Raw genomic sequence first — 23,726 nt, 5'->3', positions numbered from 1 at the left:
CCCCATGAGACGAGAACGCCTGGCGCTGGCGGTCCTGCTGATCGCGACCGGCGCGCTGTACCTGTGGCGGCTGGGGGACTCGGGCTGGGCCAACGCCTACTACTCCGCCGCCGCCCAGGCCGGTGCCGAGAGCTGGAAGGCGTGGTTCTTCGGTTCGTCGGACGCCTCGAACGCGATCACCGTCGACAAGACGCCCGCCTCGGTGTGGGTGATGGGCCTGTCCGCCAAGCTGTTCGGTGTCAACGCGTGGAGCATCCTGGTGCCGCAGGCGTTGATGGGCGTGGGCAGCGTGTGGCTGTTGTACGCGACGGTCCGTCGCTGGTTCTCCCCTGCCGCCGCGCTGATCTCCGGCGCCGTGCTCGCGCTGACGCCGGTCGCGGTGCTGATGTTCCGCTTCAACAATCCGGACGCGCTGCTGGTGCTGCTGCTGATCGCGGGCACGTACTGCGTGACCCGCGCGGTCGAGAAGGCCAGTCCGTTCTGGCTCGCGCTCGCCGGTGTCGCCGTCGGGTTCGGGTTCCTGACGAAGATGCTGCAGGCCTTCCTGGTGCTGCCCGCGTTCGCGCTGATCTACCTGATCGCCGCACCAGCCTCTCCGGGCAAACGCTTGCTGCACCTGCTCGGCGCGACAGGCGCGATGATCATCGCGGGCGGCTGGTGGATCCTCGCCGTCGAGCTCACGCCGGACCGGCCGTACATCGGCGGCTCGCAGACCAACAGCGTGCTCGAACTGGCGTTGGGCTACAACGGTCTCGGCCGGCTCACCGGTGACGAGGTCGGCAGCGTCGGTGGTGGCCGCGGCTGGGGTTCGGCCGGGTGGAGCCGCCTGCTGGGCGCGGAGATGGGCAGTCAGATCGCGTGGCTGCTGCCCGCCGCGCTGGTGCTGCTGATCGCCGCGCTGTGGCTCACGAAGGGCCGCGCCCGAACCGCGCTCGCGTTGTGGGGCGGCTGGCTCGTCGTCACCGCCGTGGTGTTCAGCTTCATGAACGGGATCATCCACTCCTACTACACCGTGGCGCTGGCTCCCGCGATCGCCGCGATCATCGGCATCGCGGCGACGGAGCTCTGGGCGCGCCGGAGCGAACCCGTTGCGGCGGCGGTGCTTTCGGGGTCCGTCGCACTGAGCGCGCTGCAGTGCTACGTGCTGATCAACGCCTTCTCCACGCCCGTCGCCCTGCTGGCGCTGATGGCGGGCCTGATCGCGGCGGTGGGCCTGGTGCTGTCGATGCGCTGGGCCATCCCGGTCGCGCTCGTCGCCGCGTTGCTCGGCCCCACCACGTACTCCTTCGCCACGGTGACCGTTCCGCACACCGGCGCGCTGCCGGTCGCGGGCCCGTCGAGCGGACGGATGGGCGGTATGGGCGGCGGACTGCTCGACGCGACGACGCCGGACGCCGAGGTCGTGACCCTGTTGCAGGACAACGCGGACGACTACCGGTGGGCCGCGGCGACGATCGGCTCCAACAACGCGGCGGGCCTGCAGCTCGCGAGCGGGGAGCCGGTGATGGCGCTCGGTGGTTTCAACGGCACCGATCCCGCACCGACCCTGGAGGAGTTCCAGGAGATGGTCCGAAATGGACAGATCCACTACTACGTCTCGGCCGGCCGGATGATGCAGGGCGAGACCGGCAGCGACGCCGCCCACGACATCGCCGCGTGGGTAGCCCAGAACTACACCGCGACCACCGTCGCCGGTACCACCCTCTACCAACTGGACGCCTCATGACCGCCACCCTCGCACCCGCGCCGCCCGCCGCGCCGGCACCGGCCGAGCGCCGGAAGGTGAACGCGAAGACGTTGCACCGCATCGCTTTCCTCGGGCTGCTCGCCGGCACCGCCGTGCTGTACCTGTGGAACCTCACCGCGTCCGGCTACGGCAACGAGTTCTACGCGGCCGCGACCCAGGCGGCTTCTCAGAGCTGGAAGGCGTTGCTGTTCGGCTCGCTCGACCCCGGCAACACGATCACCGTCGACAAGCCGCCCGCGTTCCTGTGGGTGAGCGGGCTGTTCGCCAAGGCGTTCGGCTTCTCCAGCTGGACCGTGCTCGCCCCGCAGGCCCTCGAAGGCGTCGCGGCGGTAGGACTGCTGTACGCGACCGTGAAGCGCACGTCCGGTCCGGTCGCCGCCTTGGTCGCCGGAGCGGCCTTCGCGCTGACCCCGGTGGCCACGCTGATGTTCCGGTTCAACCTGCCGGACGCGTTGCTGGTGCTGCTGATGGTCGCGGCCGCGTACTGCACGGTGCGGTCGCTGGAGAAGGCGAGCCCGCTCTGGCTGGCGCTCGCGGGCGCGGCGATCGGGTTCGCGTTCCTCACCAAGATGTTGCAGGCGTTCCTGGTGCTGCCCGCGCTCGCGCTGGCCTACCTGATCGCCGCGCCGACCTCGCCCCTCAGGAGGCTCATGCACCTGCTCGGCGCCGGTCTCGCCGTGATCGTGTCGGCCGGGTGGTTCATCGCGCTGGTCGAGCTGTGGCCGGCGGACAGCCGCCCGTACATCGGCGGGTCGACCAACAACTCGTTGTGGGAGCTGGCGATCGGTTACAACGGCCTCGGCCGCATCTTCGGCAACTCCGGCGGTGGACCCGGCGGCGGAGGCATGGGCGGCAACGGGAACATCGGTTTCGGCGGCTCGACGGGCATCGGCCGGTTGTTCGGCGCCAGCATGGGCCCGGAGATCTCGTGGCTGCTGCCCGCGGCGTTGATCGGGCTCATCGCCGGGTTGTGGTTCAGTCGCCGCGCGCCGAGGACCGACCGCACCCGTGCGGCGCTGGTGATCTGGGGTGGCTGGACGGTCGTCAGCGGTCTGGTGTTCAGCTTCATGAGCGGCATCACGCACCCCTACTACACGGTCGCCATGGCACCCGGAATCGCCGCGCTCGTGGGCGTCGCCGGACGTGAGTTGTGGCGCGGCAGGGCGCATTTCCCGGTGCGCATGGCGTTGACGGCGATGGTCGCGGCGACCGGTGTCTGGGGCTTCATCCTGCTCGACCGCACGCCCACCTGGATGCCTTGGCTGCGCTGGGTTCTGCTGGCCGTCACGGCGGTCGCGGTGTTCGCGCTGGTGTTCGGGGTGCACGCGCGCCGCTGGGTCGCCGCCACACTGCTGGTGACGGCGTTGCTCGGCACCTCCGGTTACGCGTTCGCGACCGCCGCCACCACGCACAGCGGGTCGATCCCGCTGTCCGGGCCGCGCAGCCAGCAGGGCGGCGGCATGCGCGAGGGCACGTCATCCACAGAGGTCGTGCAGTTGTTGAAGGCCACGGACACCCAGTGGGCGGCCGCCACGATCGGTGCCCAGAGCGCGGCGTCGTTGCAGCTGTCGTCGGGACGGCCGGTGATCGCGATCGGCGGCTGGAACGGCAGCGATCCCGCGCCCACGCTCGACGAGTTCAAAGCACTCGTCGCGCAGGGCAAGGTCCGCTACTACGTCGAGGGTGGACGCGGTGGACCCGGTGGCGGCAGCAGCGAGATCGGCGAGTGGGTCGCGGCGAACTTCAAAGCCGTCACGGCAGGCGGCGAGACGATCTACGACCTGACGGTCACCGGTTGATCATCGGCGCCGGCCGGGAACACCTCGGCCGGCGCTTCGTCGGCCCACAGCAACGGCAGCAGGTCCGCGCCCCGCTTCCACAGCCACGGAATCCCCTTCAGCATCAGCCACGCGACGTGGTGCCACACCGTGAGCTCGCGCCCGCCGGAGCAGTCCAGGCTGACCTCGCCGACCGGGTGCCCCAGCGCGCGCAACTCGCCGGCGAACGCCCGCGCCAGCATCCGGTGGCCGAGCTCGGACGGGTGCAGCCGGTCGACCGCCCACGTCTCCAGCTCGTACGCGCCCGGCAGGGTGTGCAGGTCGACGCACCGGACACCGTGCCGGGCGACCACGACGTCGATCACCCGGTTGTACTCGTCGATGCGGTCCTTCAGCACCCGCCGCAGCTTGCCGGGCAGTTTGAACACGCGGCCCTGGTCGTGGAACCGCACGGTGACGACGGAGGCCCCGGCGGCGGTCAGCTCGCGGCAGACGTGGTCGAGGTCCTCGTGCATCCGCCGCGCGGAGAAGTCCGAGCGCAGCGTGTCGTTGACGCCGGCGATGACGACGGCGGCGGTGGGCTTGTCCCGCAACGCCTGCGGCAGCTGGGTGCGCCTGACGTCGGCCAGCCGCGCGCCGGAGACGGCGTGGTTGCGGTAGCCGTTGTCCGGGAAGGCGGACGAGAGGAGGGGACCGAACCCGCGCCAGCCGCCGGGAACGAGGTCGCCGATCCCGACCGCTGTCGAGTCACCGAGTAACACCAGCACACGACTCAGGATCAGCGGGCCCGGTGAGCCGCGAATGACCGTGTGGGAACGGTTCAGCGAAATGCTGGGTAAAGCGGGAGTTCGAGCACCTCAGGGCCGTAGCGGTCGGCCAGAGCGCCGATCACCGCGTCGGCGTGCGAGGCGACCGTCTTCTCGCCCAGGATCAGCGCGTCGGACCGCAGCCTGACCCACCGACCGGTCAGCACGACGCTGCGCGGCGGCGCGTTGTCGACGCTCGGCATCGGCTTGGACAGCGCCCGCCACGTCGCGAGCCACACCCACAGCAGCTGGGCTTCCAGCAGACGCGGTAAGAGCACCGCGTCGTCGTCCATCTCGGGCCACACCGACCCGACCTCGGCCCGCCACGCGGCGACCATGGCCTCGGACATGCCCGGCGGCAGACCCCACCCGCACCAGCAGGACGGGAACGGCACGCGCAACGCGGCGGCGTCGAACACGATGTCGCGGACGCAGCCGCCCTCGAAGTCGACGAACCGGACACCGCGCGAGGTGACCAGGTGGTTGTCCGGACAGGACGTCGACGGGCTGAACGCACGACGGCGCGAGGTGCTGAACGCCCGTGCGGCGTCGGCGGCGAACTCGGTGGCGTGCGGGGACGTCTCGATGCCCAGTGTGGACGCGAGCAGCGCCGGTAAGCCCGCGATCGCCGCGTGCACGTCGACCGCGATCGGATCCTGGCAGCACTGCGCACCGGCCCGGCGCATCAACGCGTCGAAGTCCGCGTCACGGCCGGCCGTCGTGGCGTGCAGGCGGCCCATGGCATGTGCCCACGACAACAGCCCGCGTTCGGCGGCGCGCGCGTCCGGGGCGTGCAGCTTCTCGGACAGCCGCGGCGCACGGCCCAGGTCTTCCAGCACGACCAGACGCGCTTCGGCGTCGTGTGCGAACAGTTCTGGCGTAGCGCGCTCTTCGGACGGAAGCGCGGTGAGCAACTGGTGGCTGACGGCCTCGTGCGCCCACGGGTCGCGGTCGCCGCTGCCCGCCGGATACCGCTTCACGACCAGCGTGCGCGGCATGGAGAACGGCGAAGACGCGACTCTCACGCGAATGACGACGGAACGACCGGTACCCCCGAGAGCCTCGGGGTCCGCGAGACGCACCTGTGCGCCCAAACGCCTGGTCAGTACCCGCTCGGCCGCATCGACAGCTTCGGCGATCTCAGGTGAAGTCGTGTCAGGAGGGCCCGCGGTGATCTCCACGCTCATCCCCTCCGACCCTACTCCCCATGTCCGTGAGCCGAACCGACGCTAATCCGGCCAGGCTGCGACCACCACCACTCGTTGATAACGGCTCGCGCCGCTCCCCCATCACCCCTTGGACAGTGGACGTGTGGAAACACCATCCGTTGCCCGGCGCCTGCGGATCAACAGAACGAGCGCGGCGGCGACGACAATACCGATCAAGTTGATGCCCAACTGGGCAACCGCGGGTCCCACCCTGTCCCACACTCCGAGAATCGCGGCCAGCGCGGCGTACCCGGCGGCCGGAACCGTGGTCACCGAGATGAACACGCCGACGAGCGCCGCGGACTTCGCGGACGTCATCGACAGCATGCCCGCCGCGCCCGCCAGCAGTGCGACGATCAGCGAAAACGGTCCGAACTGGTAGATGAACTCCGACTCGGTGCCGTGCAGCAGCGTCTCGCGGTGCAGCAGACCCACGTGCGCGCCGAGCCAGGTCAGTGCCGACGTGAACGCGATGGCCAGCGGGAACCCGATCGCGAGCGCCGCGCAGGCCCGTCGCACCAGGTCCCAGCGCTTCGCGACGAGTCCCACGGCGATCGCGGCGAGCGGCCCGAACTCCGGCCCCACCACCATCGCGCCGACGAGCGTCACCGTCGAGTTCGTGGCGATGCCGACCGCCGCGAGCAGGCACGAGATGGTGAGGAACGCCTGGAACGTGACGCTCGGCTTGGACTCCTCACCGGTGCGCGCGATGAGCTCGTCCCACACGATCGCGTCCGACCCGTCACCGGGCGCTTCCTCCTGAGCCCGGTCGGCGTGGTCGGACAACGACGTGTCGATCGTTTCGATCGTGACGCCGCCGGTGTGGTCGATGTGCAGGTCGCAGAGCGCGCTGACGAGCTCGTCGACGGCCTCGCGGGCCACGTCGGCGGTGATGAGGTCGCCTTCGGGATCGATCGCCGCGCCACGCAGGAGCACCAGGTGGGTGGCTCCCGCGTGGTCGCGGAGGATCTTCGTCGCAGCCTCGGTCTGGTCTGCCGGGCAGACCACCCGCAGCCGGAGCACTACTTCTGGTCGGGCTTGGCGTCGACGCCCGCTTCCTTGCGCTGCTGCGGCGTGATCGGTGCCGGCGCCGCGGTCAGCGGGTCGTAGCCGCCGCCGGACTTCGGGAACGCGATGACCTCGCGGATCGAGTCGACCCCCGCGAGCAGCATGCAGAGGCGGTCCCAGCCGAGCGCGATGCCGCCGTGCGGCGGGGCGCCGAACTTGAACGCGTCGAGCAGGAAGCCGAACTTCTCCTGCGCCTCCTCGGCACCGATGCCCATGACGTTGAACGCGCGCTGCTGCACGTCCGCGCGGTGGATACGAATCGAGCCACCGCCGAGCTCGTTGCCGTTGAGGATCACGTCGTAGGCGTAGGCCAGCGCGTTGCCCGGGTCGGACTCGAAGTTGTCGATCCACTCCGGCGTCGGCGAGGTGAACGCGTGGTGCAGCGCCGTCCAGTTGCCGCCACCGACCGCGACGTCGCCCGCGTCGAGCTTGTCGACCGACTCGAACATCGGGAAGTCGACGACCCACGCGAACGCCCAGGCGTTCTCGTCGATCAGGCCGACGCGGTGCGCGATCTCGACGCGAGCCGCACCCAGCAGAGCGCGCGCGTCGCGAGCCTCGCCCGCACCGAAGAAGATGCAGTCACCGGCATTGGCGCCGACGGCCTTGGCGAGACCCTCGCGCTCGGTGTCGGTGAGGTTCTTCGCGACCGGCCCGCCGAGCGTGCCGTCCTCCTGGACCAGCACGTATGCGAGCCCCTTGTGGCCGCGCTGCTTGGCGAACTCCTGCCACGCGTCGAGCGTGCGCCGCGGCTGCGAGGCACCACCCGGCATGACCACGGCACCGACGTACGGCGCCTGGAACACGCGGAACGTCGTGTCCTTGAAGTACTCGGTCAGCTCGGTGAGCTCCAGCTCGAAGCGCAGGTCGGGCTTGTCCGAGCCGTACTTGGCCATCGCGTCGGCGTAGGAGATCCGGCGGAACGGCAGCGGCAGCTCGACGCCCTTGGTCTCCTTCCAGATCGCGGCCAGCAGCTTCTCGGTCAGGCCGATGACGTCGTCCTGCTCGACGAAGCTCATCTCGATGTCGAGCTGGGTGAACTCCGGCTGGCGGTCCGCGCGGAAGTCCTCGTCCCGGTAGCAGCGCGCGATCTGGTAGTACCGCTCCAGGCCACCGACCATCAGCAGCTGCTTGAACAGCTGCGGCGACTGCGGCAGCGCGTACCAGGAACCCGGACGCAGCCGCGCGGGCACCAGGAAGTCACGCGCACCCTCGGGCGTGCTGCGGGTCAGCGTCGGCGTCTCCACCTCGACGAACTTCTCTTGATGGAGAACCTCGCGGGCGATCCGGCTGACCTCGCTGCGCAGCCGGATGGCCTTGGCCGGGCCGGAACGGCGCAGGTCGAGGTACCGGTGCTTGAGCCGCGCCTCCTCGCCGATCTCGCCCTCGGCCTCGACCTGGAACGGCAGCGGCGCGGCCTCGTTGAGGACCTCGAGGTCGCTCACGTAGACCTCGATCGCGCCAGTGGCCAGGTCGGGGTTCTCGCTGCCCTCGGGCCGCTTGCTCACCTCGCCGGTGACCTTGATGACGTACTCGCTGCGCAACCGGTGCGCGCGCTCCGCCATCTCACCCTCGCGGAACACGACCTGGGCGACACCGGACGCGTCGCGGAGGTCGATGAAGATGACACCGCCGTGATCACGCCGGCGAGCGACCCACCCGGTGAGGGTGACGGACTGCCCGGCGTGCTCGGCCCGGAGTGATCCGGCCTCGTGCGTGCGCAACACGGTGGTGGCTCCTTGTAGACGAAGTCAGCTTTACCGTCAAGGCTAGCCGGACCCGCCGACAGATTTTCACGCAGGGCTTTTTCCAGCGGGAGCCGCTAGCTTTCGATCATGCGGATCGCGGTGGCACTGTTCGGCACGCTGGTCATGTTCGTGCTCAGCATCGGCGTGCTCTTCCTCGGCATCCTCGGCTTCACGCCTGTTTCCCCGTGCACCGGCTCGTGCCACGCTCCGCTGGTTCTGGTCCTGGTGGGCACCGCCGTCATCTGGCTGTCCACGATGTTCGCAACGTGGTTCCGCGCCCTGCGCGCACCCCGCGCGTACTGGCCGTGGATCGGCGCAGGCCTGATCATCGCGCTCTACGTGGTGTCGCTCAAAATCGCGGAACAAGTCCTCTAACCGCGAACCCAACCGCACTCCCCCTTCACGACCACCGGGGGGGTGGGCGCGTTGGTGTCCTTGCGGACGCCGTCAGGAGCAGGCACTGATCCGCTCGGTCGGGTGACGGACACGACCTCCGGCAACCTGCTCAGCACAGGAGAAGGCCGCGACCGAAGCCGCGGCCTTCTCACAGCAACTCAGCTCACGCGGTAGGCGCGAGGTACAGCAGCCGGTTCGGCGAACCGGATCCCGGAGAGGTGACCTTCGACGGCGTCGACTGCCCGATCAGGTAGGTAGCCACCTGAGCCGGCGTCGCCGCGCGGTTCGTCGACAGGTAACGAGCCGCCGCCCCAGCGACGTGCGGCGTGGCCATCGACGTGCCCGAGATGGTGTTCGTGGCGCTGTCCGAAGTGCTCCACGCCGACGTGATGTTGCTGCCCGGCGCGAAGATGTCCAGGATCGCGCCGTAGTTCGAGTACGAGGCGCGGGCGTCGGTGTTCGTGGTGGCGCCCACGGTGATCGCCTCGGCCACGCGGGCCGGGGAGAAGGTGTTCGCGTTGGCGTTGGAGTTGCCCGCCGCCACCGCGAACGTCACGCCCTTGGCGATCGCGTTCTTCACGGCCGTGTCGAGGGTGGCGTTGGCGCCGCCGCCCAGGGACAGGTTGGCGACGGCCGGCTTGACCGCGTTGGCGCCCACCCAGTCGATGCCCGCCGCGACACCGGCGAGCGTGCCGGAGCCGGCGTTGTCGAGCACGCGGACGGCGACGATCTTCGCGGCCTTCGCGACGCCGTACTGCGAGCCCGCGATGGTGCCGGCGACGTGCGTGCCGTGGCCGTTGCCGTCCTGGGCAACGTTGTCATTGTCCACGAAGTCACGGCCGTTGGAAGCGCGACCACCGAACGTGGAGTGGCTGATGCGCACGCCCGTGTCGATGACGTAGGCGGTGACGCCCGAGCCGGTCGACGTGTAGCTGTAGGACTGGTTGAGCGGCAGGTTCTTCTGGTCGATGCGGTCGAGACCCCACGACGGCGGGTTCGTCTGCGTCGCCTGGACGTGGACGACCTGGTCGGCCTCGACGAACTCGACGGACGGGTCGGCGGCCAGGCGCTTGGCCTGCTTCTCCGTCAGCTTCACGTTGAAGCCGCCGAAGCTGGTGTAGTCCCGCTCGACCTTGGCACCGAACCGCGACGCCAGGGCGTGGGAAGAACCCTTGCCCTCCTTCAGCTTCACGATGAAGCTGCCGGCGATCTTGTCAGGGGAGCCGAGGGACAGGACCTCGCCTTCCGCGGCGCTTGCGTTGGGAACCATGAGAACCGACAGGGCGAGGCTCGCCACGCCGGCACCGGCGAGGAACCGGATCTTACGCGTCATGTGCATTCCGTTCTTTGCAGGGGAACGAAGCGCTTTCGACGTTATGGAGAGATCCGGTTCCTGCCAAGGGTGTCCTAAAGGTTAAGACGCGCCTCAATTATCGAACAATTGACCTTTCACAGCGAAGGCGGCCAGTAAAGGATACGAGTGACGGGTGGTGTCCCCGGAGTGCCCGTGGTAACCAGTGCGCGCTCCACCTGCGCGGGCGTGGCCGCGCGGTTGAACTCCAGGTACCGGGCCGCGACACCGGCCGCGTGTGGTGCGGCCATCGACGAACCGCTCAGCGTCGCGGTCGCCGTGTCGGAAGTGTTCCAGGCGGAGGGAATGTTGACGCCCGGCGCCCAGATGTCCACCAGCGGGCCGAAGTTCGACGACGACGACTTGGTGTCGTTCTGCGTCAACGCACCCACGCAGATCGCCTGCGAAACCCGTTGCGGCGACGAGTTCCCCGGGTCGGTGTTGCTGCCGCCGGCCGCGACCGTGTAGGAGACACCCGAGTCGATCGACTTCTTCACCGCGGTGTCCAGCGCCGCGGAAGCACTGCCGCCCAACGACATGTTCGCCACCGCGGGCTTCACGGCGTTGCGCGTCACCCAGTCCACGCCCGCGATCACACCGGAGACGGTGCCGGAACCGGAACCGTTCAGCACCCGCACACCCCACACGGTCGCATGCTTGGCCACGCCGTGCTTGGTGCCCGCGGCGATGCCGGCGACGTGCGTGCCGTGACCGTTGTCGTCTTGGGCGATCGCGTCGTTGTCAACGGTGTCCCACCCGTTGCGGGCGCGTCCGCCGAAGTCCGTGTGCGTGACGCGAAGACCGGTGTCGATCACGTAGATGTTCACGCCACGGCCAGTGCTCGTGTACTCGTAACGTTGATCCAACGGCAGTGCGCGCTGGTCGATCCGGTCCAGTCCCCAGGGCGGGTTGAGCTGGACGCTGTTGGCGTGCACGATCCCGTCACGCTCCACAGAGGACACGTTCGGGTCGGCCTTCAGCGCACGGACCTGTGCAGCGGTCATCCGAGCGCTGAAACCGTTGAAAACACTCGAATACGTGTGCTCGACCGGGCCGCCGAAGGCAGACACGGCACCATCACGGAGCACCACGATGTACGAGGACGTGGCCGCGGACGCCGGGGCGACCACGACCGCTGCCGCCAGGGCGGCGACTGCCAGCAGGGCTCTCACAGGCAGACTTCCTTTCGTTTGCAGGGAAAACGGCCCCGGTTCACAGGGAACCGGGGCCGCACATCTGAAACCGATCAGCTGGTCGGCGGCCAGTACAGGAGCCTGGTCGTCGTGCCGGCGCCGGGGTTGGTGACCTTGCCGTTGGTGGCGTTGGAGGTGATCGCGGCCGAGACCTGCGCGGGCGTCACGTTGAAGTTGCCCTGCAGGTACCGGGCCACCACGCCGGCGACGTGCGGCGTCGCCATCGAGGTGCCGGAGATGGTGTTCGTGGCCGTGTCACTGGTGTGCCACGCCGAGGTGATGTCGCGGCCGGGCGCGAACACGTCGACGACCGGGCCGTAGTTGGAGAACGACGACCGCGCGTCGGTGCGGTCGGTCGACCCCACCGTGATCGCCGCGCCCACCCGTGCGGGCGAGGTGTTGGCGGCGTTGGTGTTCGAGTTGCCGGCCGCCACGGCGAACGTGACGCCGCGGGTGATCGCGCCCTGCACGGCGCTGTCGAGGGAGGCGTTCGCGCCGCCACCGAGCGACATGTTGGCCACCGCGGGCTTGACGTGGTTCGCGGCCACCCAGTTGATGCCCGCGTTGACACCGGCGAGCGTGCCGGAACCCGAGTTGTTCAGCACGCGCACCGCGATGATGTTCGCGGCCTTCGCCACGCCGTACTGAGAGCCCGCGATGGTTCCGGCGACGTGCGTGCCGTGGCCGTTGCCGTCCTGCGCGACGGCGTCGTTGTCGACGAAGTCGCGGCCGTTCTTCGCACGGCCGCCGAACGTCTGGTGGCTGATCCGGACACCGGTGTCGATGACGTAGGCGTTCACACCGGAGCCGGTGGAGTTGTAGGTGTAGCGCTGGTCGAGCGGCAGGTTGCGCTGGTCGATCCGGTCGAGGCCCCACGAGGGCGGGTTGACCTGGGTGGCCTGGATGCTGAGCACCTGGTCGCGTTCCACGTACTCGACCGAGGGGTCAGCGGCCAGTCTGCGTGCCTGGGCGTCGGACATCTTGACCGAGAAGCCCTTGAAGGCGGCGTCGTACACGTACCCGATCTGGCCGCCGAAGCGCGCACCGAGAGTTGCGGCACTCGCGGTGACGCCGTTGTCCTTCAGCTTCACGACGAAGCTGCCGGGGATGTTCTGGACGCCCTGGAAGGTGAGGATCTCACCCACGGCGGCTTGGGCGGGTGCCGCGAAGGCCGCGATCATGACCGCCGACCCCAGCAGGGTTGCTGTCTTGCGCATTGCGTAGTCCTGTTCGTCGCAGGGATGCTCAGGAACCCAATCGGGACTATTGGCGGCGTAATAGGCCCGAGATCAGAACTTTCCGGGTTTACCGGCGGCCCGAAACCGCCGATCGGCTGTACCGCGCCACCTTTGCTGCCGATAGCCTTCCCAGCTTGACCCCGGGAAACGGAGGGGTGGATGCTGACGATTTACCCACCGCGCGAGGAGCTCGCCGACCTCTTGGTGACGGGTCCGTTCGCGGACGCGTTGCGGGTCGCGATCCAGGTGCGGGGGCTCAGTCTGGAACGGCTGCAGCACCGGCTCAAGGTGCGCGGCGCACCGATCAGCGTCACGGCGCTGAGCTACTGGCAGTCGGGTCGCCGCAGACCCGAGAGACCCGAGTCGTTGATGGCGCTCACCCAGCTCGAGGACGTCCTCGGACTGCCGGAGGCGGCGCTGTCCCGGCTGCTCGGCCCGCCCCGGCCGCGCGGGCGTTCCCGCAGGCGGGAGCCGTCGGCACGGGCGGCGTGGGACGGTTCCGGGCTCGTCCTGACCGCCCAGCACGACCGGGTCGACGTCGCGCCCTGCGGCGGTGTGCGCGGCGTCCGGTCACGCCAGGTCATGCAGGCGAGGGCGACCGATGTGGACCGCTGGATCCTGTGCCACGAGACGGGTTCCGCCAGGGGAACCGCGCTGCCCGCGCTGACCGCCGTGCGGTCCTGCCGGGTCGGCCGGATCGCCAGGGAACGCACGAACGGCGTGCTCGTCGCGGAGCTGTTGTTCGACGAACCGATCTCCGCCGGCGAGTCGGTCGCGCTCGAGTACGAATTGATCTATCCACATCCGACGGTCGAGCACACGCATTTCCGCCGGTTCCCCGAACGTGTGCACGACTACGTGCTGGAGATCAAATTCCCGGCCGAGTCACTGCCTGCTTCGTGTGAGCAATTCGCGTCCGGTCCGGCGGGAACGGAAATGTTCGGCGGCGCGCGGCCGGCCCCGGTGGACTCGTGGGGATACGCGCACGCCGCCGCCCTCGACTTCGGTCCGGGCCTCTACGGGATGCGCTGGACCGCCGCCGCGAAGGCGTCCGGGTCGTCGAGCCAGGGGGCGTGACCGGCTGCCTTCTGAACCACGAGCCGCGCGTGCGGGAGCAGTTCCGCGTACTCGTGCGCGCGGTTGAGAGGGATCGCCACGTCGACCTCGCCGAACAGCAGAAGCGTTGGCACGTCCAGGTTTTTCAGTGCCGCACGGGTCGCCTCGGGGTCCAGCGCACCCTCGGCGTAGAACATCTCGGCAGCTTCGGTGTTGGTCGGATGGTCGTCGTCGAGCTTGCTGATCTCGTCGTCCCAGCGTCCGTGCCAGAACGGGGCGATCGTGTCGAACGCCTCGGGCGTCGCGTTGCCCGCCCAGATCTCCTCGAACCCCTTGATGGCTTCGGCGTACCAGGGTTCGCCGCTGCGGCTGTGCGCGATCACCCGGCGATCGTCGTCGGTGACGTCGATGCCGACGACGCGCGGACTCGGTGCGACGAGGACGAGCTCCTCGACGTGCTGCGGGTATCGCGTCGCGTAGAGGATCGCGAGGGTGCCGCCGGCGGAGTGCCCGAACAGCCTGATCCGGTCGAGCCCCAGGTGCTGCCGGAGTGCCTCCACGTCGTCGACCTGGCGGTCCACGCGGTAGGTCTCGGCGGGCGCCTTCTCGGATTCGCCGGTGCCGCGCAGGTCGAGCCTGAGCATGTTCTCCAACGGCAGTGGTGCGAGGTAGGACGACGCCGTCATGGGCCCGCCCGGCAGGCAGACGAGCGGGTCGTCTCCTGCCGGGCCGTGGTAAGCGAGCGTGATGCCGTCAAAGGTCTTGAAGGTCCCCATGCCCCGCAGTCTGTCAGTAGGACCGGGGCAACTTCAGGCTGTTTTGCGCGACGAAGTTGAGGACCATCTCCCTGCTGACGGGCGCGATGCGGGACAGCCGGGACATGCCGAGCATCGACGCCAGCCCGAACTCGGACGTCAGCCCGTTGCCGCCGTGCGTCTGGATCGCCTGGTCGACGGCCGCCGCGATGGCCTCACCGGCCGCGTACTTGGCCATGTTCGCGGCCTCACCCGCCTCCTTGTCGCGGCCCGAGTCGTACAGCGCGGCGGCCTTCTGCGTCATCAGCCTGGCCAGCTCGATCTCGACGTGGATCTTCGCCAGCGGGTGCGCGAGGCCCTGGTGCGCCCCGATCGGGCTGTCCCACACCTTGCGCTGCTGGGCGTAGGTCACGGCCTTGCCGATCGCCAGCCGGGCCGAGCCAGTGGCCATGCTCGCGCCCATGATCCGCTCGGGGTTGAGGCCGGCGAACACCTGCAACAGTCCCTGGTCCGGCGAGCCGACCACGGCGTCACCGGGCAGCCGGACGTCGTCGAAGAACAGCGTGAACTGCTTCTCCGGCGCGACCAGGTCCATCTCGATCTGGTGCCAGGTGAAACCCTCGGCGTTCGTCGGGACGACCACGAGCACCGGTCCGGTCTTCTGGATCGCGACCACGAGCACGGCGTCGACCTCGTCGATGCCTGAGATGAACGTCTTGCTGCCCTTGAGGATCCAGTCGTCACCGTCGCGGCGGACGTGCGTCTTGAGCTGGTGCGAGTTCGATCCCGCGTCCGGCTCGGTGATCGCGAACGCCATCTTGAGCGTGCCGTCCGCGAAACCGGGCAGCCACTTGGACTTCTGCTCGTCGGTGCCGAACCGCGCGATCACCGTCGCGCAGATCGCCGGTGACACCACCATGAGCAGCAACGGGCATCCCGCCGCCGCCAGCTCCTCGCACACCGCCGCGAGGTCACCGATGCCGCCGCCACCGCCGCCGTACTCCTCGGGCACGGCCACGCCGAGGTAGCCGAGCTTGCCGGCCTCCTCCCACAGCTCGGTGGTCTTCTCCCCCGCCCTGGACTTGGCGATGAAGTAGTCGTGGCCGTACTTGGCACCGAACTCGGACACGGCCTTGCGCAGCGCGATCCGCTCTTCGGACTCGACGAAGCTCACGATTCGTCTCCACTCTCTTCGGCTACTACAGCCAGAACGTCGCCCGCATTCACCTGCTGGGCATGCGAGACGAGAAGTTCGGTGACGGTGCCCGCGTTGGTGGCGAGCACCCGGTGTTCCATCTTCATCGCTTCCAGCACCAGGAGTTCGGCACCGGCTTCGACGACATCACCCTGCGCAACGCTGACCCGGACGACCGTGCCGGGCATCGGCGCGACGGTCGCACCGGGTGCGAGCCTGGTCTCCGGTTCGGGAAAGCGCGGCACGACCTTCAACGTCACCGAGCCGCTCGGCGAGTCGACCTCGACCTGATCGCCGTACCGGGCGACGTGGAACGGCGTGCGCACCCCGTCCAGGTCCAGGACCACCACGCCAGGAGTGGCCTGCGCCGGGTCGTACTCGACCTCGACCAGCTCCTCCCCGAACAGGAACCTCGCATTCGGCCGCTGCGACCGCACGTTGCGCCAGCCGAGCGGCAGGTGCCCGATCTTCCGGCCGGCCGCCAGAGCGAGAGCGGCCGCGAGCGCAAACGGTTGCGGGTCAACGTCTCGGATGAAGTCGTGCTCGGTCAGGAACCCGGTGTGCGTGTCGCCGCTGAGGAACGCGTCGCTCTCCAGGATGTCCACCAGCAGCGGGCGATTCGTGACCAGACCGTGGATCTGCGCGCTTTCCAACGCCGTCGCGAGCTTGCGGGCGGCCGCGGTCCGCGTCGGCGCGTACGCGATCACCTTGGCCAGCATGGGGTCGTAGTGCACGGAGACGACCGAGCCGTCCTCCACTCCGCTGTCCAGCCTGATGTCGCCGGGCACGTGGAACCGGTGCAGCGTGCCGCTCGCCGGACGCCAGTCGTTCGCCGGGTCCTCGGCGTAAAGCCGCACCTCGATGGCGTGCCCGCGCGGTTGCGGCACCTCGGCCGGAAGCGCGGCGCCTTCCGCGATCCGCAGCTGCCACTCGACCAGGTCGACGCCGTGGACCAGTTCAGTCACCGGGTGCTCGACCTGAAGCCGCGTGTTGACCTCCAGGAAGTAGAAGTCCTCGCTCTTGAGCATGAACTCGACCGTGCCCGCGCCGATGTACCCGATCGACTCGGCCGCTGCCGTGGCCGCCGCGAACAAGCGTTTGCGGACGTCGTCGTGCACCGCCGGGCTGGGCGACTCCTCGACGATCTTCTGGTGCCGGCGCTGGATCGAGCACTCGCGTTCGCCGAGCGCCCACACCGTGCCGTGCGAGTCCGCGAGGATCTGCACCTCGACATGCCGTGCGTGTTCCAGCAACGGCTCGCAGAACACCGTCGGGTCGCCGAACGCCGACTCGGCCTCACGACGTGCGCTGGCCAACGCGTCCGCGAACTCGCCCTTCTCCCGCACGATCCGCATACCGCGTCCGCCACCACCGGCGGAAGCCTTGATCAGCACGGGAAACGACGTGACGGTCTCCGGGTCGAGCTCGGGCAGCGTCGGCACACCCGCGGCGGCCATCCGCTTCTTCGCGGCGACTTTCGAACCCATCGCCTCGATCGAGTCCGGTTCGGGGCCGACCCAGGTGAGGCCCGCCGCCTGGACCTTCCGCGCGAAGTCGGCGTTCTCGCTCAGGAAGCCGTAGCCGGGGTGCACGGCGTCCGCACCGGCCTTGGTCGCCGCCTCGACGAGCAGATCGGCGCGCAGGTAGGTCTCCGTCGGCGACGCACCGGGCAACCGGACCGCGAAGTCGGCCTCCCGCACGTGCGGCGCGTCGGCGTCCGGATCGGAGAACACGGCCACGGTCCGAATGCCCAAGCCGTCGCAGGTGCGGATGATCCGGCGGGCGATCTCGCCGCGGTTGGCGATCAGCAGAGTCTTGATCACAGTGCTCATCTTTGGGATCACATCCGGAAGACGCCGAAGCCGTCGGCGCCCTTGATCGGTCCGCTGTGGACAGCGGAGAGGCAGAGGGCGAGCACGGTCCTGGTGTCGCGCGGGTCGATCACGCCGTCGTCGTAGAGCTTCCCGGACAGGAACGGCGCCAGCGACTGCTCCTCGATCTGCGCCTCCACCATCTTGCGCATGGCCGCGTCGTGCTCCTCGTTGTACTCCTGCCCCTTCGCCATCGCCGCCTGCCGCCCGACGATCGACAGCACACCGGCGAGCTGCGCCGGGCCCATCACGGCCGACTTGGCGTTGGGCCAGGTGAACAGGAACCGCGGGTCGTACGCCCGGCCGCACATGCCGTAGTTGCCGGCACCGTACGACGCACCCATCGTGATCGTCAGGTGCGGCACTCGGCTGTTGGACACCGCGTTGATCATCATCGAGCCGTGCTTGACGATGCCGCCCTGCTCGTACTGGGCACCGACCATGTAGCCCGTGGTGTTCTGCAGGAACACCAGCGGCGTGTCGCTGGAGTTCGCGAGCTGGATGAACTGCGTGGCCTTCTGCGACTCCTCGCTGAACAGCACGCCGCGCGCGTTCGCGAGGATGCCGACCGGGTAGCCGTGGATCCTGGCCCACCCGGTGACGAGGCTGTTGCCGTACAACGGCTTGAACTCGTCGAACCGCGACCCGTCGACGAGCCGCGCGATGACGTCCCGCGGGTCGAACGGCACCCGCTGGTCCTCGGAGACGATGTCCAGGATGCTGTCGGCGTCGAACAACGGCTCCTCGACCGGGGCCGGCTCCGGACCGAGCTTGCGCCAGTTCAGCCGGGCGACCACCCTGCGCGCCAACCGGATCGCGTCGGTCTCGTCCTCCGCCACGAAGTCCGCCAGCCCGGACGTGGCGCCGTGCATTGAAGCGCCACCCAGCGACTCGTCGTCCGCATCCTCCCCGGTCGCCATCTTGACCAGCGGCGGACCGCCCAGGAACACCTTCGACCGGTCCTTGATCATGATCACGTAGTCCGACATGCCCGGCACGTACGCGCCACCGGCCGTGGCGTTGCCGAACACCGCGGTGACCGTGGGAATGCCCGCGGCCGAAAGCCTGGTCAGGTCGCGGAATGCCCGCCCGCCGGGAATGAAGATCTCGCTCTGCGTCGGCAGGTCGGCGCCACCGGACTCGACCAAGCTGACCAGCGGCAACCGGTTCTGCAACGCGATGTCGTTGGCCCGCAACGACTTGCGCAGCGTGTACGGGTTCGACGAGCCACCGCGCACGGTCGGGTCGTTCGCGACGATCACGCACTCGACGCCCTCGACCCGCCCGATGCCGGTGACCACGGACGCGCCGACGGGGAAGTCCGTGCCCCACGCGGCGAGCGGCGACAGCTCCAGGAACGGGCTGTCCTCGTCGATGAGCAGCTCGACCCGTTCGCGGGCCAGCAGCTTGCCGCGCTTGTGGTGCCGTTCGACGTACTTCGGCCCACCACCCGCGAGCGCTTTGGCGTGTTCGGCGTCCAGCTGCGCGATCTTCGCGAGCAGCGCCTCCCTGTTGCCCATCAGGCGAACCCCAATCGTCGTGCCGCGAGCTCGGTCATCACTTCACTCGCCCCGCCCCCGATGCCGAGGATGCGGGCGTCCCGGTAGTGACGCTCCACCTCGGACTCCCGCATGTAGCCCATGCCGCCGTGCAACTGCACCGCCGCGTCGACCACGTGCGAACACGCGTCCACGGCGGCGTTCTTGGCGAAGCAGACCTCCGTGACGCAGTCCTCGCCGCGGTTGATCCGCGCCGCGACCTCACGGGTGTAGGTCCGCGCCAGGTCGATCCGCTGCGCCATGTCGGCGAGCTTGTGGCCGACCACCTGGTTCTTGATCAGCGCTTTGCCGAACGTCTCCCGGTTGCGCACCCATTCGACGGTCAGGTCCAGGGCCCGTTGTGCCGTCGCGTACGCCTCGACCGCCATCGTCACGCGCTCGACCTGGAACTGCCGCATGATCTGCGCGAACCCCTGGTTCTCCTCGCCCACCAGGTTCGCGACCGGCACCCGCACGTCGTCGAAGTGCAGCTCGGCGGTGTCGCTGCAGTGCCAGCCCATCTTGTCGAGCTTGCGGCGGGTGAACCCGTCCTCGACGACGAGCAGTGAGATGCCCTTGTGGCCCTTCTCGCCGGTGCGCACCGCGGTCGTGACGAAGTCCGCGCGGTATCCCGAGGTGATGAACGTCTTGGTGCCGTTGACGACGTAGTGGTCGCCGTCCCGGACCGCCGTGGTCCTGATGGCCGCGACGTCGGAGCCCGCACCGGGCTCGGTGACCGCGAGGCTGCCGATCTTCTCGCCCCGGATGGCGGGTTTCGCGAACCGGTCGATCAGGTCCTGGTTCCCGGTCTGCCAGATGTGCGGGATCGCGATGCCGAGCGTGAACAACGCCGCCATCACCCCGGACGACCCGCCGTTGCAGATGATCTCCTCGGTCAGCGCGACCGAGTCGAGCAGGTCGCCGTGCTCGAACCCGATGCCGAGCAGGTCGAGTTCGGCCGCTTTCTCGTGCAACTCACGCGGAACCTCGCCCTGCTGCTCCCACTCGTCGAGGTGCGGCGCGATCTCCTTGCGGGTGAAGTCGCGGACGAGCTCCCTCAGTTCTTTCCGCTCGTACAGGTCCTTCGTGATCACAGGAGCTCCTCGGGGATCTCGACTTCCCTGCTGCGCAACCACTCGCCCAGCGCCTTCGCCTGCGGGTCGAACCGGGTGCTGCCGGCCACGCCTTCACCGAGCAGTCCGTGCAGCACGAAGTTGAGCGCCTTGAGGTTCGGCAGCTCGTACCGGCTGACTTCCTGGGCCTCCGGCAGCAGCTCTCGCAGCTTCTCCGTCGTCAGGAACCCGTTGAGCCACTCGTAGGCTTCTTCACTGCGAACCCAGACGCCGAGGTTCGCGTCACCGCCCTTGTCCCCGCTGCGCGCCCCGGCGATCGTTCCCAACGGCCTCTTCACAGCAACACCGCCTTGGCGCTGACCTCGTCACGGTGCACGTACGCGGCCCGGTAGACCCCGAACGGCGTCCCGTCGCTCGGCGGCGCCGTCACGTGGAAGCCCGGATAGCTCGCCAGCGCCAGCTCGATCGCCGCCCTGCTGAAACCCTTCGCCCGCTTGAGATCCGCAGTCTTGATCGTCACGTGCAGCAACGCGCTGGCCCGTTCCTCGGTGTCCGCGTCGGCGTGATCCGTCCGCGCCAACGTCCAGTGCAGGCCTTCCTCACCGATGGCGTCGTGCAGCTGCCGCTTGACCAGCTCGGCCTTCTCGTCGACGTCGAGTCCGGTGAGGACGAACGTCGTGGCGTTCTTGAAGCCGCCCAACGTGTTCAGGCACACCTTCAGCGTGTCCGGCGGCGGACTCCCCCTCGTGCCGCTGATCCTGACACCGCGCTCGTCGGGGGAAAGCCGGATCGTGTCGAAGTGCGTGGTCACGTCCGGCCCCAGGTACTCCGGCGCGCCGATCTCGTAGAGCAGCTGGGCCGTGACGGTGTCGACGGTGACCGCGCCACCCGTGCCGTCGTGCTTGGTGATCAGGCAAGCCCCGTCCTCGTCGATCTCCGCGATCGGAAACCCCGGCCGGGTCGCGTCGATCTCGGTGAAGAACGAGTAGTTCCCGCCGGTCGCCTGCGTTCCGCACTCCAGCACGTGCCCGGCGACCGTCGCCCCGGCGAGCCGATCCCAGTCGTCCCGCGCCCAGCCGAAGTGCGCGGCGGCCGGCCCGACCACCAGGCTCGCGTCGGTGACGCGCCCGGTGACCACGACCTGCGCGCCCTGGTTCAGGCACTCCGCGATCTCCCACGCGCCCAGGTAGGCGTTGGCGGTCAACGCCTCCGGGAACCGCGCCTTGAGATCGTCACCCGTGACGTACCCGACCTTGGCGTCCAGCTTGCGTGCCAGCCCCTCCGGGTTGAGCCCGCCGGCGTTGACCACGATCTTGACGCCCTGGTCGAGCGCGAGAGCCAGGCAGTCCTCCATCTGCCGCAGGAACGTCTTGGCGTAGCCCAGCGAGGAGTCCTTCATGCGGTCGCGGCCGAGGATCAGCATGGTCAGCTCGGCGAGGTAGTCACCGGTCAGGACGTCGAGGTGCCCGCCTTCCAGCTGCTCGCGCATCGCGGACAGCCGGTCGCCGTAGAACCCCGAGGCGTTGCCGATCCGGATCACCGGCCACCTCCGGGCGGCCCCGCGAAGGCCTGCGCGATCGGCACCCACTCCTCGGCGATCGGCCCGACGGCTTCGATCGCCAGTTCCTTGCGGTTGCGCCGTTGCGTCACCAGCCACGCGAAGTCCAGTGCGGGCCCGGAAACCCGGTTCTCCGCGCCCTCAGGCCCCCACGTCCACACCTCGCCGCCCGGCCCGGTCAGCTCGACGCGGACCTCGGTCTCCGGCACCGCCAAGCCGTTGAGCAGGAACGCGAACCCCATGGCCCGCACCCCGATGTGGCACACGTGCCTGATCCGCGGGGAAGGCTCCTTCACCACGCCCAGCGCGTCGAAGACGTCCTGCCCGTGCGCCCACGTCTCCATGATCCGCGCGGTCACCATCGACGCCGGGCTCATCGGCGGCCCGAACCACACGATCTTCCCCGAAGCGACGGCCAGGTGTTCGCGCAACGCCTCGCGCCCGGATCGCCATTGCTCCACCAGGTCCGGCATGGCGGCGCCTTCAGCGGCCGTCCGGTCGACGATGTCACCGGTCAGCGGTTGCGCCTGGAACGCCTCGGGATCGGTGATCGCGAGGATCGCCGCCCGGTCCGTCCACATGAGATGGCCGATCTGATGCCCGATCGTCCAGCCCTCGGCGGGTGTCGGCACCGACCAGTCCGGCGCGCCCGCGACGAGGTCGTCGAGCTCCCGCGACTCGGCGTCGAGGTCGGCCAGCAGTTCCGTGATCACAGCTGCTCCTCCAGCATCCTCGCCCAGTAGCGCACGACGTGCGCGCGGCGTTTGGCGTCGTCGGCGAGCTGGTTGGCCAGCGCCAGCCCGCGCACGAGATCGAGGGTCGCCTGCACGGCGTCCTTCACACCGGGTTTGGTGTCGTCGACGTCGAGCAGCTCCAGCGCCAGCCCGTACACCTCACGCCCCAGCCGCGCCTGCAGCTCCAGCACCTGCTCGCGCAGCTCGGGGTCGGTGCGCGCCGCCACCCACAGCTCCAGGGCCGCGGTGAACAGGTCGCTGGCGTGGAAGTCCGCGATCAGCTCCACCACGGCGTGCGTGCTCTTGTCCGCGATCTCCGCGCGCCGCTTGAGCACCTCGACGCTCTCCGCGCCCACGTGCTCCACCGCCGCCGCCACGAGCTCACCGCGCGTGCGGAAGTGGTGCAGTTGCGCGCCCCGTGACACTCCGGCGCGTTCGGCCACCTCGGTGGTCGTGGTGCCTGACCAGCCACGTTCCACCAGGCACTCGACCGTCGCCTCCATCAGCTTCCGCTTGGTGCCGCGGCTGCGGTCGGCCTGGCGTTGCCTCGTCTCCACGGTCCCGAGTGTTCCGGCCCACAAACAAACAGTCAAGCCTGCTTGTAAATGCCGGTGTTAGCGTCGGTGCCGATGAACGTCGTTGATCGCCTCCGGGCCGCGGGCTGCGTGTTCGCCGAGGAAGAAGCCGCCCTGCTCGCCGAGACCGCCACCTCTCCCGACCACCTGGAAGCGCTGGTCGCCGAGCGGGTCGGCGGCCTGCCGCTGGAACACGTCGTCGGCTGGGCGGAGTTCTGCGGGCACCGGATCGTGGTGACGAAGGGCGTGTTCGTGCCGCGCCACCGCACCGAACTGCTCGTCGACCTCGCCACCGAGCTCAAGCCCGCCCTGGTCGTCGACCTGTGTTGCGGATCCGGCGCGGTCGGCGCGGTGCTGCAACAAAGACTGCCGAACGCCACGGTCTACGCGGCCGACATCGACCCCACGGCCGTGCAGTGCGCACGCCAGAACCTGACCAACGTGCTCGAGGGCGACCTGTTCGACGCACTGCCCGCACACCTGAAGGGACGCATCGACGTCGTGGTCGCCAACGTCCCGTACGTGCCGACCGACGACATCCAGTTCATGCCCCCTGAAGCACGCGAGTACGAGGCACGCGTCGCCCTCGACGGCGGCACGGACGGCCTCGAAGTCCTGCGGCGCGTGGCCACCCAGGCGAAGACCTGGCTGCGGCCCGGCGGGCACCTGATGAGCGAGACCAGCTCCCGCCAGGCACCCGCAGCGCTCGACGCATTCACCGCGGCCGGACTCGCCGCAGAATTGATCACCGAAGAAGACTCGACCGCGGTTGTCGGTCGCAGTTGAACGGTCGGTATCGCTATTGCGGCAAGAGCGTTATCCGGTCGAACAAATAGTC

General features: G+C 69.2%; 19 protein-coding genes and 1 pseudogene. 5 read left to right on the top strand and 15 right to left on the bottom strand.

Annotated features, from left to right (window positions below; genetic code table 11):
- Window positions 1–4: 4 nt before the first annotated feature.
- Window positions 5–1,726, top strand: a complete 1,722-nt coding sequence (locus tag G7043_RS34240) for an ArnT family glycosyltransferase (RefSeq protein WP_166052788.1) — start codon at window positions 5–7, stop codon at window positions 1,724–1,726.
- Window positions 1,723–3,546: an ArnT family glycosyltransferase gene (locus tag G7043_RS34235; RefSeq protein WP_166052787.1), complete on the top strand. Its 1,824-nt coding sequence runs from the start codon at window positions 1,723–1,725 to the stop codon at window positions 3,544–3,546. Before G7043_RS34240 ends, G7043_RS34235 begins: the two co-directional genes overlap by 4 nt.
- Here the strand turns inward: G7043_RS34235 and G7043_RS34230 are convergent.
- The 4 genes from G7043_RS34230 to aspS all read right to left on the bottom strand — a co-directional run bounded on the left by G7043_RS34230 (window position 3,522) and on the right by aspS (window position 8,334).
- The gene (locus tag G7043_RS34230; protein WP_313888211.1) at window positions 3,522–4,292 is read right to left on the bottom strand and encodes an SGNH/GDSL hydrolase family protein; all 771 of its coding nucleotides are present in this window, start codon (window positions 4,290–4,292) and stop codon (window positions 3,522–3,524) included. The two genes, G7043_RS34235 and G7043_RS34230, sit on opposite strands and share 25 nt — an antisense overlap.
- A gap of 53 nt (window positions 4,293–4,345) precedes the next feature.
- Window positions 4,346–5,518, bottom strand: a complete 1,173-nt coding sequence (locus G7043_RS34225) for a hypothetical protein (RefSeq protein WP_166052786.1) — start codon at window positions 5,516–5,518, stop codon at window positions 4,346–4,348.
- 102 nt (window positions 5,519–5,620) lie between these two features.
- On the bottom strand, window positions 5,621–6,562 hold the full coding sequence (locus tag G7043_RS34220) for a DUF389 domain-containing protein (RefSeq protein ID WP_166052785.1): 942 nt from the start codon (window positions 6,560–6,562) through the stop codon (window positions 5,621–5,623).
- A complete protein-coding gene (gene aspS / locus G7043_RS34215; protein WP_166052784.1) occupies window positions 6,562–8,334 on the bottom strand; it encodes an aspartate--tRNA ligase in 1,773 nt (590 codons plus the stop codon). The genes G7043_RS34220 and aspS overlap by 1 nt, the downstream gene beginning before the upstream one ends.
- A gap of 108 nt (window positions 8,335–8,442) precedes the next feature.
- Between aspS and G7043_RS34210 the strand changes: the two genes are divergently transcribed.
- Window positions 8,443–8,730: a hypothetical protein gene (locus tag G7043_RS34210; protein WP_166052783.1), complete on the top strand. Its 288-nt coding sequence runs from the start codon at window positions 8,443–8,445 to the stop codon at window positions 8,728–8,730.
- A 184-nt stretch (window positions 8,731–8,914) separates the two neighbouring features.
- Here the strand turns inward: G7043_RS34210 and G7043_RS34205 are convergent, their stop codons facing one another.
- The 3 genes from G7043_RS34205 to G7043_RS34195 all read right to left on the bottom strand — a co-directional run bounded on the left by G7043_RS34205 (window position 8,915) and on the right by G7043_RS34195 (window position 12,512).
- On the bottom strand, window positions 8,915–10,090 hold the full coding sequence (locus G7043_RS34205) for a S8 family peptidase (protein ID WP_166052782.1): 1,176 nt from the start codon (window positions 10,088–10,090) through the stop codon (window positions 8,915–8,917).
- Between the two features lie 110 nt (window positions 10,091–10,200).
- On the bottom strand, window positions 10,201–11,274 hold the full coding sequence (locus G7043_RS34200) for a S8 family peptidase (RefSeq protein WP_313888209.1): 1,074 nt from the start codon (window positions 11,272–11,274) through the stop codon (window positions 10,201–10,203).
- 74 nt (window positions 11,275–11,348) lie between these two features.
- Window positions 11,349–12,512 carry a S8 family peptidase gene (locus G7043_RS34195; protein ID WP_166052781.1) on the bottom strand — a complete coding sequence of 388 codons (1,164 nt, stop codon included), beginning with the start codon at window positions 12,510–12,512 and terminating at the stop codon, window positions 11,349–11,351.
- A gap of 180 nt (window positions 12,513–12,692) precedes the next feature.
- On the opposite strand from G7043_RS34195, the gene G7043_RS34190 reads away from it, so the two are divergent.
- Window positions 12,693–13,610, top strand: coding sequence for a hypothetical protein (locus tag G7043_RS34190; RefSeq protein ID WP_166052780.1), 918 nt, complete (start codon window positions 12,693–12,695; stop codon window positions 13,608–13,610).
- Here G7043_RS34190 and G7043_RS34185 read toward each other — a convergent pair.
- The 8 genes and pseudogenes from G7043_RS34185 to G7043_RS34150 all read right to left on the bottom strand — a co-directional run bounded on the left by G7043_RS34185 (window position 13,550) and on the right by G7043_RS34150 (window position 22,816).
- A complete protein-coding gene (locus tag G7043_RS34185; RefSeq protein WP_166052779.1) occupies window positions 13,550–14,365 on the bottom strand; it encodes an alpha/beta fold hydrolase in 816 nt (271 codons plus the stop codon). The two genes, G7043_RS34190 and G7043_RS34185, sit on opposite strands and share 61 nt — an antisense overlap.
- Window positions 14,366–14,378: 13 nt before the next feature.
- On the bottom strand, window positions 14,379–15,518 hold the full coding sequence (locus tag G7043_RS34180; protein WP_166052778.1) for an acyl-CoA dehydrogenase family protein: 1,140 nt from the start codon (window positions 15,516–15,518) through the stop codon (window positions 14,379–14,381).
- Window positions 15,515–17,362, bottom strand: coding sequence for an ATP-binding protein (locus tag G7043_RS34175; protein ID WP_166052925.1), 1,848 nt, complete (start codon window positions 17,360–17,362; stop codon window positions 15,515–15,517). Before G7043_RS34175 ends, G7043_RS34180 begins: the two co-directional genes overlap by 4 nt.
- 17 nt (window positions 17,363–17,379) lie before the next feature.
- Entirely contained in the window at window positions 17,380–18,930 is a 1,551-nt protein-coding gene (locus G7043_RS34170) for an acyl-CoA carboxylase subunit beta (RefSeq protein ID WP_166052777.1), read from the bottom strand.
- Window positions 18,930–20,042: an acyl-CoA dehydrogenase family protein gene (locus tag G7043_RS34165; protein WP_166052776.1), complete on the bottom strand. Its 1,113-nt coding sequence runs from the start codon at window positions 20,040–20,042 to the stop codon at window positions 18,930–18,932. The genes G7043_RS34170 and G7043_RS34165 overlap by 1 nt, the downstream gene beginning before the upstream one ends.
- Window positions 20,039–21,510: pseudogene (locus tag G7043_RS34160) on the bottom strand (acyclic terpene utilization AtuA family protein). The gene G7043_RS34165 and the pseudogene G7043_RS34160 overlap by 4 nt, the downstream one beginning before the upstream one ends.
- Before the next feature lie 47 nt (window positions 21,511–21,557).
- On the bottom strand, window positions 21,558–22,292 hold the full coding sequence (locus G7043_RS34155) for a TIGR03084 family metal-binding protein (protein WP_166052775.1): 735 nt from the start codon (window positions 22,290–22,292) through the stop codon (window positions 21,558–21,560).
- Window positions 22,289–22,816: a TetR/AcrR family transcriptional regulator gene (locus G7043_RS34150; RefSeq protein ID WP_166052924.1), complete on the bottom strand. Its 528-nt coding sequence runs from the start codon at window positions 22,814–22,816 to the stop codon at window positions 22,289–22,291. The genes G7043_RS34155 and G7043_RS34150 overlap by 4 nt, the downstream gene beginning before the upstream one ends.
- A gap of 126 nt (window positions 22,817–22,942) precedes the next feature.
- Between G7043_RS34150 and G7043_RS34145 the strand changes: the two genes are divergently transcribed.
- The gene (locus G7043_RS34145; protein ID WP_242642967.1) at window positions 22,943–23,674 is read left to right on the top strand and encodes a putative protein N(5)-glutamine methyltransferase; all 732 of its coding nucleotides are present in this window, start codon (window positions 22,943–22,945) and stop codon (window positions 23,672–23,674) included.
- The last annotated feature ends 52 nt before the right edge of the window (window positions 23,675–23,726 follow it).

Origin of the sequence: Lentzea alba (assembly GCF_011067745.1) — a bacterium.
In the GTDB taxonomy this organism is placed as follows: domain Bacteria; phylum Actinomycetota; class Actinomycetes; order Mycobacteriales; family Pseudonocardiaceae; genus Lentzea; species Lentzea alba.
This window is presented reverse-complemented; position numbering and strand designations above follow the sequence as displayed.